The sequence below is a fragment of the Natronorubrum tibetense GA33 genome (assembly GCF_000383975.1).
Classification (GTDB): Archaea; Halobacteriota; Halobacteria; order Halobacteriales; family Natrialbaceae; genus Natronorubrum; species Natronorubrum tibetense.
This window is the reverse complement of sequence record NZ_KB913017.1, coordinates 2803542-2816237: the sequence shown is the minus strand read 5'-3', so window position 1 is coordinate 2816237 and position 12696 is coordinate 2803542. Positions and strand designations below refer to the sequence as shown.

Below are 12696 nucleotides of genomic sequence, written 5' to 3'. Positions count from 1 at the left end.
CGAAACGGCCGTAGCAGTCGGATATGACTATTCGCGCCGACGAGGAAGCGACGGATTTCGCGGAGTGCAACCGCTTCGACGGCGGCGTCAGCTGGATCGCCCACCCCGACGAGACGATGCAGCGAGCGAGCCACGTCCTCGAGATCGACGGCGAGGCCTGGGTCATCGACCCCGTCGACGCCGCAGGGATCGACGACCTGTTCGCCGAGTTCGGCGACGTCGCCGGCGTCGTCGTCCTGCTCGATCGGCACAAACGCGACGCCGCGGAGATCGCAAACCGGCACAACGTCCCGGTCTACCTGCCGCGAATCTTCGAGGGCGTCACCGAGGAGATCGACGCGCCGGTCGCCCGCTTTACGGACGAACTCTCCGACACCGGTCTCGAGGCCCACGCCGTCGTCGACAACCGCTTCTGGCGGGAAGTCGTGCTCTACGATCGCGAGAACGGCACCCTCGTCGTCCCCGAGTCGCTCGGGACGGTCGACTACTTTGTCGCCGGCGACGAACGGCTGGGCGTCCACCCGATGCGTCGACTCGTGCCACCGCAAGACGCCCTCGGCGGCTTCTCGCCCGACCGCATTCTCGTGGGTCACGGGTCCGGGATCACGACCGACGCACCCGGCGCACTCGAGGAGGCCCTCGAGAACTCCCGCCGGGGGACCCCGCGGCTCGTCGCCGGGATGTTCCGGCAGTTCGCTCCGCTGTAGTCGACACCTGCGGGGGATACAGCTAATTACGCTCCGAACGTACCCTCGGTGTGGTCTACATCACGCGCGCCCTCGTCGACGTTCTGCTCGACCTGGCCAGCGACGCCGACCCGGATCGCGTGGCGACCGGCGTCTCGATTACGCCCGCGGGCGAACTCGAGGGCGCATCCGGACTCGCACCCGAGACGCCGGTCTTTACGGACTTCTTCCTCCCCGATCCCGGCAACGCTGTCAACGCCGTCTTCGGCGTCGACCTCTCGACGCCCGCCAGACAGGCGCAGGGACGGTTCGTCTCCCATCCGGTCCGAGAGCTTGAGGTGACCAAACGGGACGACCTTGCGGAGGTCATCTTCGTCGCCGTCCCGCCGTGGAAACTCGACGAGCGGACGTTCGCCGCCTTCGACCGCCGTGGCGAGCGACAGCCGCTCGAGGTCATCGACGCCCGACCGCCGGACCAGTCGCTGCCCAGCTAAGTCGCCATGAAGCGAGCCGCTGTGGAGTAGCTCTCCGAAAAACGGGAAGTTCGGGGCAACTGCGACAGTGTGGGCTGAGCGAGTCGCTACTGCTCAGCCGCTGGGCGTCGACGGTCCGTCGCCGATTATCCGGTCGATGATGCCGCCGCGGTTCGACTCTCGTCCATCCTCATCGTCGTTCGATTTCGATGGGAAGTCGGGAATGTGTGGCACGGGTTTCGACCTCCGGGCGGAACTAGCCGCCTCGAGTCGGATAAGCGGCCGGCCCGTCGGTGGAGTGAAACGACCAGCGGCGACGAACGTCGGCTACTCAAGATAGCCCAGTCCGCGAAGCTGTTCGGTGATCTCCTCGAACTCGGCCTCGGTAAGTTCGCCTCGCTTCTGGTGTTGGATAACGATACTGCGAAGCAGGAATCGCGTGAGGTCGCTCGTGCTCTGGAAGCTGGTGCCTTCGATCGTGTCCTCGACGCGCTCGGCGAGATCCTTTGGGATCGACACCGTGGTGTACTCGGTCATACACGATACTCCGTCGCCGCCGTCAAATGCGTGTCGACAATCGGCACAGAGCGCAGCGGCCCCCTGTCACTTCCCCACATAGTTTCTGCCGCCAGTCTTCGTAGCGGTTTTGCTATCGGACTCCCTACGAGTCGGTATGGGAGTTCGGCCACCATCGGGCGGAGACGACGACGAACCGGAGAGTGTCGAGTTCGGAATCGCCGCGATCGACGCGCGGCTCAGACGGTCCGACCTCTCGTTTCCGGCGACAAAAGACGACGTCGCTGCGGAACTCGGCCACGAACAGATCCCCTACGATGTCCACGGGAACACCGTCGCGCTGGGCGAGATGCTCGACGAACTGCACACGGTGGAGTTTCGCTCGCGCCAGGAGCTCCTCAACCAGCTCCACGAGCCCTTCGAGGAGTACCGTCGGAACAACTCCGGCGGCGTCTTCCAGCAAGTCCGCTCGATGCTTCCCTTCTAACCTCGACCGTCGCTACTCGTCGTCGTCTCGCTCTCGAGAGTTTCGAGTGATCTGCTCGAGACGGCGCCGCTGCTCGCGGTGAAGCGTGACGAGCATGTCGGAGAGAACGCCGAACATGAGCAACTGCACGCCGAGCAAGATCGCGGCCGCCGAAACCATCGCGAGAATTTCGTGGCCGATGCCGTGCTGCACCCACTGCCAGAGGACGTACGACGCGACGACGCCGCCGGAGGCGATGCCGGCGACACCGAGGCTGCCGAAATAAAAGAGCGGGTTGTTCGTCTTCGCGAGCGAGTACAGCGCGAGGACGATCGTCCCGCCGTCTTTCAGCGGGTGGAGGTTCGTTTCCGACTCCTCCGGCCGAGCGGCGTAACTGACCGGGACAACCGTTGTCTCGATCCCGTGTTTGACGCACTCGACCGCGAGCTCCGTCTCGATGGTAAAGCCGTCCGAATCGAGTCCGAGTCGCTCGAACGAGTCGACGGTGAACGCACGGTACCCCGAGAGGATGTCGTCGTAGTCGGCCCCGTGAATGAACCGGAACGACTTGTTGATCAGCCGGTTCCCGAAGCCGTTCAGCGCCTTCATCGCGTCGTCATCCATCTCCGCGAAGCGGTTGCCGATGACGTGGTCGTACCCCCGCGAGAGGGGCTCGAGCATCCGATCCGCGTCGGCCGGGTCGTACGTCCCGTCGCCGTCGAGCATCAACACGTAGGGGACGTTGATGTACTCGAGCGCCTCGCGGACGGCCTGTCCTTTCCCGTCTCCGGACTGGACGAGGACGTGGGCCCCGCGGTCGCGGGCAATCTCGCGCGTCTCGTCGCTCGAGTCACCGTCGACGACGAAGACGTTCGTGAACCCCTCCTCGTAGAAGCCGTCGATAACGTCGCCGATCGTGGCCGCTTCGTCGAGCGTCGGAATGAGGATGCAGACCTCGTCGGCAGTGATCTCGCGCGTTTCGTGACTCATGGCGATAACCTCGCCGTCGCCGACGGTGACATTCGAGTCCGCACGAACCGCGTCATTGTCCATCGGCAGGCACTCTCCCCCGTGACCGCAAAAAATTACTGATTGACCGGTGCTCGATTTATCAGGGAGCGACCATCGGGCGACGGTCAGTCGGCGATCGGCCACCCGTTGATCGATCAGCCTACCAGGTCAGACCCTCGTAGACCTCGAGGTCCGCTTCATCGACATCGATCCGACGGCCGTCGACCACTACCCGCTTGGCCATGCCGTCGAACGTGAGTTCGTCGAACTCCGGCCAGTCCGTCGCAACGACTGCGCCGTCGGCACCCTCGAGCGCTGCGGCCGCGGAATCGGCGTACTCGACCTCGAGATCCGGGTGCTTCTCGCGGACGTTCTCGACCGCGACCGGATCGTAGGCGACGGGTCGCGCGCCGCGTGCGTCGAGGTGCTCGAGGACATCAAGCGCGCGGGACTTCCGGATGTCGTCCGTGCCGGGCTTGAAGGAGAGGCCGAGCACCGCGATGTGGGCACCCTCAAGCGAAACGTGATTCTCGAGCAGGTCCACGAGCCGCTGCGGCTGAGCGTCGTTGACCGCGACGACGGCGTCGAGCAACGCGGGGTCGTAGCCCTGATCGCGCGCGCCGGCCCGCAGGGCGTCGACGTCCTTCGGGAAACAGGAGCCGCCCCACCCCAGCCCCGAACGCATGAATCGTGCCGAAATGCGGTCGTCGAGGCCGACTGCCTCGAGCACCTCGTAGGCGTCCGCGGCGTACTCTTTGGCGATGTTACCCAGTTCGTTCACCAGCGAGACCTTCGACGCGAGGAAGGCGTTGTTGGCGTACTTGATGAGTTCGGCTTCGCGGATGTCCGTCTCGACGAGGTCGGTCCCCTCGCGTGCTATGATGGGTGAATACAGTTCCCGCAACGTCGCCGCAGCCCCCTCGCTCGTCGCGCCGACGACGACCTTGTCCGGCTCGAGGAAGTCGGAAACGGCGGTCCCCATCCGCAGGAACTCGGGGTTCATCGCCAGCTCGAGACCGCTTCCGATCCGTTTCCCGGACTCCTCCTCGAGGATCGGGCCGACGACGTCCTCGGTGGTTCCGGGGAGAACGGTGGACTTGACGACGACGAGGTGGTCGTCGTCCTTCTCGGCGAGCGCCCGACCGAGGGACTCCGAACCGGCCTGCATGATCGCCAGATCGAGGCTCCCGTCGTCGGCCTGTGGCGTCGGCAGACAGAGAAAGGTGACATCGGTATCCCGGACCGCCGCGTAGTCGCTTGTCGCTCGAAGATTTGTGCCCGCGTGCTCGGCGATGCGTTCCTCGAGGCCCGACTCATGGATCGGGGCCTCGCCGGCGTTGATCGTCTCGACGATCCCCTCGTCGATTTCGATGTTGACCACGTCGTGGCCGAGATCCGCGAGACAGGCGGCGACGGTCGTTCCCACATAGCCGCTGCCGACGATAGAAACGTGCATGCTGTAAGTGATGGACGCCCGTCGTTAGATGGTTTTGGATTGGTCGATCGGTGGAGGGATCGCATCTTTCTCTCGTAACAACTGGAACTATTTACACGCCGATCGCACAGCTGTCGTGCGATCGAGTGTGCACTGACTTCCAGTGGCCACGATAGTGTCGGAAACTATACGGAGCGAGACAGCCTACGCTGTCAAACGGCGATGATCGAGACGCTCGTACTGACTCTGGCCGTCGTGATCATGCTACTCACCGCCGCTGCCAAAGGCTGGGCACTCTTTCGGTACTCGACGCGAGAGCCGGACGACGACGATTCTGACGAGCCGTAGATCCCGCTTAAAATGACGGGAGCGACCGGGAGGCGGATCAACCCGTCACTCGAGCGCACGCCGCAAATCGCTCACGGCGTCCTCGTGGGCCGCGTGGGCGCGGTCGAGGTTCACTGGCTCCGAGATCATGCCGAAGAAGCCGTGGACCATGTCGTCGTAGTTGCGATAGGTGACGGAAACGCCGGCGTCCTCGAGTCGCTTCGCGTAGGCCGCGCCGTCGTCTCGCAGGGGATCGAATCCGGCGGTCAGCACCGTTGCGGGCGGCAGTCCGGAGAGATCGTTCGCGAGTCGCGGCCAGGCGTAGACGTTTCCTTGGTCGATCTCGCGGCCGAGATACTGCTCGCGGAACCAGCTCATATCGTCGGCGCTGAGGACGTAGCCCTCCCCGTTCTCCTCGTAGGAATCCGTCTCGGCCGGGTCGCCCGTTCCGGGGTAGACGAGTAGCTGATAGGCAACCTCGGGGCCGCCACGGTCACGCGAGAGCAGTGCCGTCGCTGTCGCCAGATTCCCACCCGCACTGTCGCCCGCGAGCACGATCCGGCCCGAATCGGTCTCGAGGGCGGGTGCCGCATCTTCGGCCCACTCGAGGGCGGCGTAGCAATCCTCGAGACCGGCGGGGAAGGGGTGTTCGGGCGCGAGGCGGTAGTCGACGCTGACGACGGGGTAGCCCGAGTCTGCGGCGAGCTTTCGGCACGTATCATCGTGCGTCTCGACGCTCCCGATCACCCAGCCCCCGCCGTGGAAGTAGAGGATCAGCGGGCGGTCTCCCTCCGCACCGGTGTCGTCGCTCGATCCGTCGCCCGTTCCGGGTTCGTAGATCCGGATCGGGATCTCCCCGTTCGGGCCGTCGATCGTCCGATCTTCGACGGACTCGAGGGCGACCACCGGGTCGCCCCCGATCTGCATCTTGTCGAACATCCGGCGCGCCTCCTCGGCCGAGACCTCGTCGAACGAAGGCGTGTCGAGGGAGTTGTACAGCTCGAGGAACGTTTTCACGTCAGGGTGCGGTTCTGGTGCGCGGGATGGTGTCATAACTCAGTACACTCATCGACGAGGACAAAAAGCTTCGTCCGCGGAGGACGGGCCGACGCCGACGGGCTGGGCGTACCGGGTCGCCACCGGATTGGTATCGCGTCGGTCTGCCACGCTCGCCACCGCGCCGTTCCACACCGCTTATTTCGGTTCGGTGCGCCCCTTCGAGCAATGACGAATCAGGCACTCATCGACGCCCTGCGCGAGGCGGAGGCCGTCCAGTTCGGCGAGTTCGAACTCTCCCACGGCGGCACCAGCGAGTACTACGTCGACAAGTACCTCTTCGAGACCGATCCCGACTGCCTCGAGGCCATCGCCGACGCCTTCGCGGAGCGCGTCGACGCCGACGACAAACTCGGCGGCGTCGCCCTCGGCGGCGTCCCGCTCGCGGCCGCCACCAGCGTCGCGGCCGGGGTTCCCTACGTCATCGCACGCAAGCAGCGCAAGGAGTACGGCACCGGGAACCTGATCGAGGGCCGACTCGAGGACGGCGAGGAGGTCGTGGTGCTCGAGGACATCGTGACCACGGGGACGAGTCTGGTCGACGCTATCGAAGCACTTCGAGAAGCGGGCGCGACCGTCGACCGCGCGCTGGTCGTCGTCGACCGCGAGGAGGGCGGCCGCGAGAACGTCGAGAACGCCGGCGTCGAGATGGAGGCGCTCGTGACCGCGAGCGAGTTGCTGGCGGACCGAGAGTAGGTGTCGGTCACCTGTTTCGTAGTGACCGATCACGGTAGCGCGTTGAGAGTTCACCGCATCTGGATTCTGCTCGACTGGCGCGCTGGCGAGGCGTTCGAGCGACTGCGAGAACGCCTCGCCGAATCGCGAGGGGCGAGTGAGTGAACGGAGAGAACGAACGAGTCGGGTGGGGAGGACGAGGCTGCGGGTGGGCTTTCGAGGTGTTCGCGGTCGTCTCGTTCTCCGGCGTGTGAATCGATACGAGACCGGGACTCGAAATTACTGCCCGTAGGACTCGAACTGCTCGAGCACCGTCTCCAACTGCTCGTTCGAGAGCGTCCGCGGTTCCATCCCGGCCGCTCTCGTCTGCAGATACAGCCGAGCCAGGCTCTCGACGTGATGGGTGTTCTCGAGGGCGGTCTCGAGATCCGACGCCGTCACGACCAACCCGTGGTTCTCGATGAACGACGCCGTCGCGTCGGCCTCGTCCATCGCCGTCACGATGTTCTCGGCGAGCGCGTCGGTGCCGTAGGGGGCGTACTCGGCGACCGGAACCGACTTCCCGACGGCGACGATCATGTAGTGGATCGGCGGCAGGGGCTCGTGGGCGACTGCCATCGCCGTCGACCACGGCGAGTGGGTGTGGACGATGGCGCCGACATCCTCGCGCCGGTAGATCGCGGCGTGCATGGGCACCTCGCTGCTCGGCGCCATCGCGCCGCCACGTTGGTCGCCGTCGACGCCGACCACCGGGGTGTCCTCGATGTCGAAACTGTCGTAGGGGACGCCGGTCGGCGTGACCGCGAAGGCGTCACCGGTATTCCCGTCGCGAACGCTTAGATTTCCCGTCCGGCCGGGCGTCAACGCGGCGAGGTCCGGCGCGTGCTCGACCACCTGTCGTCGCTGGCTCTCGAGGATCACAGTACTACCTCCGGAGCGAGCTCCGGCGTACTCGAATTCGCTACGCTCATTCGACCACCTCCGTTATCTCGCCGAACGCATCTATCCTGTGGTCGGGCGCTCGGTGGCCCTCGAGCGGCTCATCGTGCTCGTCGATATCGGCGTTGAACAACACGGTCTCGAGTCCGACGGCGTTGGCACCCACGATGTCCGCCTCGACGTTGTCACCGACCATCACCGCCTGCGACGGACAACACTCGAGGCGCGCTAGCGGGAGCGAGAACATGACCGAGCCCGGTTTCTCCTGTCCCGTCTCCTCGGAGGTCAGCAACAAGTCGATGTGCGCTTCGAGCCCCAGCGCCGCGAGTTTCTCGAGCTGGATGCGCGTCGTGAGATTCGTGACGATGGCGACGTCGATGCCGTTCTCGCGGAGGGTCTCGAGGGTCTCCTCGACGCCGGGGAAGAGCGCCATCTCCTCGACGTACGCCCCCCAGTAAGCTTCGCCCAGTGCGAGCGCGTCGGCCGGTTTCGGACGCCCCGCGTGCTGTTCGAGGGCCTGTTTGAAGTAGAGAAAGCGCTCGTGGGACGCTGCCGTGCCGGAAATCTCGCGCTTGACTGCGCGGCGTCCCGTCTGATAGAACGCCTCGAACGAGTCGCGGTCGAACTCGTAGCCCAGTTTGCGAGCGGTCTCGAGGGCGGCCTCCTTCCCCGCCTCGTTGCACGGCGAGTAGGGATAGAACGTGTCGTCGAAGTCGAAGAGGACGGCGTCGACGGTCATACCTCGATATCATGGGGAAGCGAAAAACGAGTATCGGTCCGAAACGGCGAGACGGCCTCGAGCAGACGTCGGACCGAGGCTGTCGGCTCGTTCGGATGGACTCACCGTCGGTTTCGGTACCGTCGATAGGTCACGACTGCGAGAACGAGTGCGAAAACGCCGCCGATTACCAGCGCACTTCCGAGGGTCCACCGTCCTCGAAACCCGATCAGCATCGCCCCGATGCTGGCACCGAAAAGACCGACGTGAACGAGTACTACGGCGGTGATGAACGCGAGCAACGTCGATGGCGACGTCTTTTCGAGGGCATCCTCGAGGTCGTCGTCCCCGTCACCTCCGATAGGATCGTCGTCGAACGGGTCTTCGAAGGGGTCGTCGGAAAACGGATCCTCGAGCGGATCGTCGTCTCCTAAAGGATCGAACAACACCACCCGAGCTACGGGATGTAGCGACAAAATTGTTCGCTCGTCTCCGAGTTGCCACACGATTGGGGGTGTTCTCCAAGTCCGGTCGCGAGCGAACCCGCCGAACTCTGACGTGGGCGCCACACCATCAGAAGGTTTTTATCCCGCTCGAGACAATTCGAATCCACGATGGTAGGTGTCCGCTTTACAGGGGCTTTCGCCCGCTTCTAACCCACACCTACCGCTCGCTGTGTCGGCCCGAACGCACAGCCGAGCGGCCAAGGCGGACGCCCGACCGAACTTCTGTGTGAAGTTCACCAACCAGCCACAGCGCTACCCATGTCAGAATCAGATTCCCAATCACAGGAACGAATAGTAGTTGTACTGCCAGACGGCTCGGAACTCGAGGTCGCCGCCGACGCGACGGTCGAGGACTGCGCCTACGAGATCGGCCCCGGTCTCGGCCGCGACACGATCGCCGGCAAACTCGACGGCGAACTCGTCGCGAAAGAACAGCCAGCCTACGACGGCGCCGAACTCGAGATCATCACGGACCAGTCCGAAGAGTATCTCCGAGTCATGCGCCACTCCGCGTCGCACTGTCTCGCCCAGGCCGTCGAACGGCTGTTCGACGCCGAGGAGGTCAAACTCGCCATCGGCCCGCCGACGGACGACGGCTTCTACTACGACTTCGACAATCTCGACGTCGACGAGGCAGACCTCGCGGAGATCGAGGACGAAATCGAGTCGATCATCGCCGAAGACTACGAGATCGAGCGCGAGGACGTCTCGATCGAGGAGGCCGAGGAGCGACTCGCCGACGAGCCGTACAAGCTCGAACTCTTAGAGGAACTCGCCGACGAAGGCCAGCAGGTCACCTTCTACAGCCAGGGCGAGTGGGAAGACCTCTGTGCCGGTCCACACGTCGAGTCGACGGGCGAGATCGGCGCCGTCGAGCTGTTGGAGATCGCCGGCGCCTACTGGCGCGGCGACGAGGCAAACACGATGCAGACGCGGATCTACGGCACGGCCTTCGAGGACGAGAGCGACCTCGAGGCCTTCCTCGAGCGCAAGCAGGAAGCCAAGAAGCGCGACCACCGGAAGATCGGCAACGAGATGAATCTGTTCTCGATTCAGGACGTCACCGGCCCCGGACTGCCGCTGTATCACCCGCCGGGGAAGACGGTGCTCAAGGAACTCGAGGACTTCGTCGAGGACCTGAATCAGGACGCGGGCTACGACTACGTCGAAACGCCCCACGTCTTCAAGACGGACCTCTGGCACCGCTCGGGCCATTACCAGAACTACGCCGACGACATGTTCATCTTCGACGTCGGCGACGACGAGTTCGGCCTGAAGCCCATGAACTGCCCGGGCCACGCAGCCATCTTCCAGGATCAGTCCTGGAGCTACCGCGACCTCCCCATCAGATACGCAGAGAACGGGAAGGTGTACCGAAAAGAGCAGCGCGGCGAACTCTCCGGCCTGTCTCGGGTCTGGGCGTTTACGATCGACGACGGCCACCTGTTCATCCGGCCCGACCAGATCGAACGCGAGGTCGAGGAGATCATGGACATGATCACGGACGTCTTGGAGACGTTCGACCTCGACTACGAGATGGCGCTGGCGACGCGTCCAGAGAAGTCCGTCGGCAGCGACGAGATCTGGGAGCACGCAGAAGAGCAACTCGAGAACGTCCTCGAGAAGCGCAACTTAGACTACGAACTCGAGGAGGGCGACGGTGCGTTCTACGGGCCGAAGATCGACTTCGCGTTCGAGGACGCCATCGGCCGGAGCTGGGACGGCCCGACGGTCCAACTTGACTTCAACATGCCCGACCGGTTCGACCTCTCTTACGTGGGCGAGGACAACGAGGAACACGAGCCGGTGATGATCCACCGTGCACTGTACGGCAGCTACGAGCGGTTCTTCATGATGCTCATCGAGCACTACGAGGGTCGCTTCCCGCTGTGGCTCGCGCCCGAGCAGGTCCGCGTGCTCCCGATTTCGGACGACAACCTCGGCTACGCCCACCGCGTCGCCAACGAGTTCGACGACTTCCGCGTCGAGGTCGACGGCCGCGACTCCACGCTCGAGCGAAAGATCCGCGCGGCCCACGACGACCGTGTCCCCTATCAGATCATCGTCGGCGACAACGAGGAAGACGACGGCAATATCTCGGTTCGGGACCGCTTCGAGGACCAAGAGTACGACGTCGAGATCGAGGCGTTCAGAGCGCATCTCGAGGCCGAACGCGACGAACAGCGAACGGAGCCGGACTTCCTGCAGGGCTGAATCTGTTATCAGTCGATTCTGACGTTTCTCACGCGCTCGAATAGCCGTCGTCCGTCTCGACGACTGGCTACCGATCGTATCACAGGTGAACCCACGTCTGTGGTGATCTCGAGCGCTGATTTCGATCGAAATATCCATAGTTGCGGAATCATGCATATCTGTATGAACAGAGCCGAGAAGGCCGCCCTTCAGCTGCGGGCCGTCGACGTGTTGCGGATGTTGAAAGAGACGCGGACCTACGACGAACTCGCCGAAACCACGGCCCTTCCGGCGGGCGACCTCAACCGATACGTCAACGGCCACGTCCTTCCCGGGACCGAACGCGCACGCGAGGTCGTCGAAGACCTCGGCCGAGAGGCGCTCGGGCAGGAACTCGAGGCCCGTATCCGGGTCGACGACGAGGGCTACGTCGACAACAGTTCGGCCGTCTTCGACCAGCCGTTTCTCGACCTCGTCGCTCCCGTCGTCGCCAACGGGTTCGAGTTTGATCGCCCCGACGTGGTGCTGACGGCTGCGACCGACGGCATCACCCTCGCCGCGTCGCTCGCGAGCTATTACGGGACCCGCTGTGCCTACGCGAAAAAGCGCAAGGAGACCGCCGTCGAGGAATTCATCGAGGCGCGCGAACGGCTCCAGTCGGGGATCGAACTCACCTACTATCTCCCCGAATCCGCCATCGAGGAGGGCGAGTCGGTACTCGTCGTCGACGACCTCATCCGCTCGGGCGAGACACAGGAACTCCTCCTCGACATCGTCGAAACCGCCGACGCCGACGTCGCCGGCGTCTTCGCGCTCATCGCCGCGGGCGAGGACGGCATCGAGCGCGCTCGAGGCCGAACCGACGCACCGATCGGTGCGCTGACGACCGTCTGATCGCCCCCGCTTGTCGTCTTAGCAACCGCCTCGAGACTGCTACTATTAGTTCTGCGGTCGCGTTCGAGCGATCGACCATCTCGCGATCACGTATCGACGTGAGCGACTTTCGAATCGCGACGTTCGTCTCAGCCTGAACGGACGGGAACCGGCTGACGCAAGTCGAACGGCGGGATTTCGCCTCGAGCGGGTGCGCAGACGACCGAATCGAATAACGATTCCGTTCGGGTGGCTCAATCGCACGACTGAAACCGTGCGAACCGTTGCCACATTATTAATCATTAGGTTTATGGTGGTCGCCGTATTCGGTGGGAGTACGAACATGACGAAGACAGTCATCCTCGGCGTGATCGGGTCCGATGCCCACGTTGTCGGGATTACCATCCTGGAACAAGCGTTTGAGGCGGCCGGATTCAACGTCGTCAACCTCGGAGTGCAGACCTCCCAAGACGAGTTCGTCGACGCCGCAACCGCCCACGACGCCGAGGCTGTACTCGTCTCCTCGCTCTACGGTCACGCGGAGCAAGACTGTGAGGGACTCCACCAGGAGATGCAGGACGCCGATCTCGAGGACGTTACGACCTACATCGGCGGCAACCTCGCCGTCGGGCAGGACGACTTTGACGAGACCCGCACGCTGTTCCGCGAGATGGGCTTCGACCGCGTCTTCGACTCCAAGACCGATCCGGAGGACGCCATCGAAGCGCTTCGGGCCGATCTGGACGTTCGCCCGTCGGAAACCGAGCGGGAGAGCCAGACCATCTCCGCGTAATCAAGTCCCTGAGCTGCCGGCGCGTTTTC

15 protein-coding genes are annotated in these 12696 nt (G+C 64.1%); 8 read left to right on the top strand and 7 right to left on the bottom strand.

The features are described from left to right. Positions 1-23: 23 nt before the first annotated feature. A complete protein-coding gene (locus tag NATTI_RS0114690; protein WP_006090257.1) occupies positions 24-707 on the top strand; it encodes a hypothetical protein in 684 nt (227 codons plus the stop codon). Positions 708-757: 50 nt separating this feature from the next. Continuing rightward, positions 758-1180 carry an MPN domain-containing protein gene (locus NATTI_RS0114685; protein ID WP_006090255.1) on the top strand — a complete coding sequence of 141 codons (423 nt, stop codon included), beginning with the start codon at positions 758-760 and terminating at the stop codon, positions 1178-1180. 306 nt (positions 1181-1486) lie between these two features. Here the strand turns inward: NATTI_RS0114685 and NATTI_RS0114675 are convergent, their stop codons facing one another. Next, a complete protein-coding gene (locus NATTI_RS0114675; protein WP_006090254.1) occupies positions 1487-1696 on the bottom strand; it encodes a ribbon-helix-helix domain-containing protein in 210 nt (69 codons plus the stop codon). A gap of 136 nt (positions 1697-1832) precedes the next feature. Between NATTI_RS0114675 and NATTI_RS0114670 the strand changes: the two genes are divergently transcribed. Beyond that, entirely contained in the window at positions 1833-2162 is a 330-nt protein-coding gene (locus tag NATTI_RS0114670; protein ID WP_006090252.1) for a hypothetical protein, read from the top strand. 12 nt (positions 2163-2174) lie between these two features. On the opposite strand, the gene aglJ is transcribed toward NATTI_RS0114670, so the two are convergent. Next, positions 2175-3194, bottom strand: coding sequence for an S-layer glycoprotein N-glycosyltransferase AglJ (gene aglJ / locus NATTI_RS0114665; protein WP_006090251.1), 1020 nt, complete (start codon positions 3192-3194; stop codon positions 2175-2177). Between the two features lie 118 nt (positions 3195-3312). After that, positions 3313-4608: a UDP-glucose 6-dehydrogenase AglM gene (gene aglM / locus NATTI_RS0114660; protein WP_006090250.1), complete on the bottom strand. Its 1296-nt coding sequence runs from the start codon at positions 4606-4608 to the stop codon at positions 3313-3315. Positions 4609-4809: 201 nt separating this feature from the next. On the opposite strand from aglM, the gene NATTI_RS27335 reads away from it, so the two are divergent. Further along, positions 4810-4935, top strand: coding sequence for a hypothetical protein (locus tag NATTI_RS27335; protein WP_019991915.1), 126 nt, complete (start codon positions 4810-4812; stop codon positions 4933-4935). 45 nt (positions 4936-4980) lie between these two features. Here the strand turns inward: NATTI_RS27335 and NATTI_RS0114650 are convergent, their stop codons facing one another. Next, positions 4981-5967: an alpha/beta hydrolase gene (locus tag NATTI_RS0114650; protein WP_020657242.1), complete on the bottom strand. Its 987-nt coding sequence runs from the start codon at positions 5965-5967 to the stop codon at positions 4981-4983. 171 nt (positions 5968-6138) lie between these two features. On the opposite strand from NATTI_RS0114650, the gene pyrE reads away from it, so the two are divergent. Next, positions 6139-6666, top strand: coding sequence for an orotate phosphoribosyltransferase (gene pyrE, locus NATTI_RS0114645; protein WP_006090246.1), 528 nt, complete (start codon positions 6139-6141; stop codon positions 6664-6666). A gap of 258 nt (positions 6667-6924) precedes the next feature. On the opposite strand, the gene NATTI_RS0114635 is transcribed toward pyrE, so the two are convergent. The 3 genes from NATTI_RS0114635 to NATTI_RS25435 all read right to left on the bottom strand — a co-directional run bounded on the left by NATTI_RS0114635 (position 6925) and on the right by NATTI_RS25435 (position 8754). Then, complete coding sequence (locus NATTI_RS0114635; protein ID WP_019991913.1) at positions 6925-7566, bottom strand: class II aldolase/adducin family protein; 642 nt, start codon at positions 7564-7566, stop codon at positions 6925-6927. Positions 7567-7612: 46 nt separating this feature from the next. Further along, on the bottom strand, positions 7613-8323 hold the full coding sequence (locus tag NATTI_RS0114630) for an HAD family hydrolase (RefSeq protein WP_006090243.1): 711 nt from the start codon (positions 8321-8323) through the stop codon (positions 7613-7615). Between the two features lie 101 nt (positions 8324-8424). Next, positions 8425-8754: a DUF7322 domain-containing protein gene (locus tag NATTI_RS25435; RefSeq protein ID WP_006090242.1), complete on the bottom strand. Its 330-nt coding sequence runs from the start codon at positions 8752-8754 to the stop codon at positions 8425-8427. A 312-nt stretch (positions 8755-9066) separates the two neighbouring features. On the opposite strand from NATTI_RS25435, the gene thrS reads away from it, so the two are divergent. From thrS to glmS, 3 genes are all read left to right on the top strand, one after another. Next, positions 9067-11022 (top strand): threonine--tRNA ligase, encoded by a 1956-nt coding sequence (gene thrS, locus NATTI_RS0114620; protein WP_006090241.1) that lies wholly within the window; start codon positions 9067-9069, stop codon positions 11020-11022. 162 nt (positions 11023-11184) lie between these two features. Beyond that, positions 11185-11895: a phosphoribosyltransferase family protein gene (locus NATTI_RS0114615; protein WP_006090240.1), complete on the top strand. Its 711-nt coding sequence runs from the start codon at positions 11185-11187 to the stop codon at positions 11893-11895. 322 nt (positions 11896-12217) lie between these two features. After that, positions 12218-12667, top strand: a complete 450-nt coding sequence (gene glmS / locus NATTI_RS0114610; RefSeq protein WP_027119175.1) for a methylaspartate mutase subunit S — start codon at positions 12218-12220, stop codon at positions 12665-12667. Positions 12668-12696: the final 29 nt, after the last annotated feature.

Bases quoted from the DNA above. Each gene is read 5' to 3' on its own strand.
- NATTI_RS0114650 (WP_020657242.1), bottom strand. From the start codon at position 5,967: ATGACACCATCCCGCGCACCAGAACCGCACCCTGACGTGAAAACGTTC.
- NATTI_RS0114615 (WP_006090240.1), top strand. From the start codon at position 11,185: ATGAACAGAGCCGAGAAGGCCGCCCTTCAGCTGCGGGCCGTCGACGTG.
- NATTI_RS0114675 (WP_006090254.1), bottom strand. From the start codon at position 1,696: ATGACCGAGTACACCACGGTGTCGATCCCAAAGGATCTCGCCGAGCGC.
- pyrE (WP_006090246.1), top strand. From the start codon at position 6,139: ATGACGAATCAGGCACTCATCGACGCCCTGCGCGAGGCGGAGGCCGTC.
- NATTI_RS0114690 (WP_006090257.1), top strand. From the start codon at position 24: ATGACTATTCGCGCCGACGAGGAAGCGACGGATTTCGCGGAGTGCAAC.
- NATTI_RS27335 (WP_019991915.1), top strand. From the start codon at position 4,810: ATGATCGAGACGCTCGTACTGACTCTGGCCGTCGTGATCATGCTACTC.
- aglJ (WP_006090251.1), bottom strand. From the start codon at position 3,194: ATGGACAATGACGCGGTTCGTGCGGACTCGAATGTCACCGTCGGCGAC.
- NATTI_RS0114630 (WP_006090243.1), bottom strand. From the start codon at position 8,323: ATGACCGTCGACGCCGTCCTCTTCGACTTCGACGACACGTTCTATCCC.
- NATTI_RS0114670 (WP_006090252.1), top strand. From the start codon at position 1,833: ATGGGAGTTCGGCCACCATCGGGCGGAGACGACGACGAACCGGAGAGT.
- thrS (WP_006090241.1), top strand. From the start codon at position 9,067: ATGTCAGAATCAGATTCCCAATCACAGGAACGAATAGTAGTTGTACTG.
- aglM (WP_006090250.1), bottom strand. From the start codon at position 4,608: ATGCACGTTTCTATCGTCGGCAGCGGCTATGTGGGAACGACCGTCGCC.
- glmS (WP_027119175.1), top strand. From the start codon at position 12,218: ATGACGAAGACAGTCATCCTCGGCGTGATCGGGTCCGATGCCCACGTT.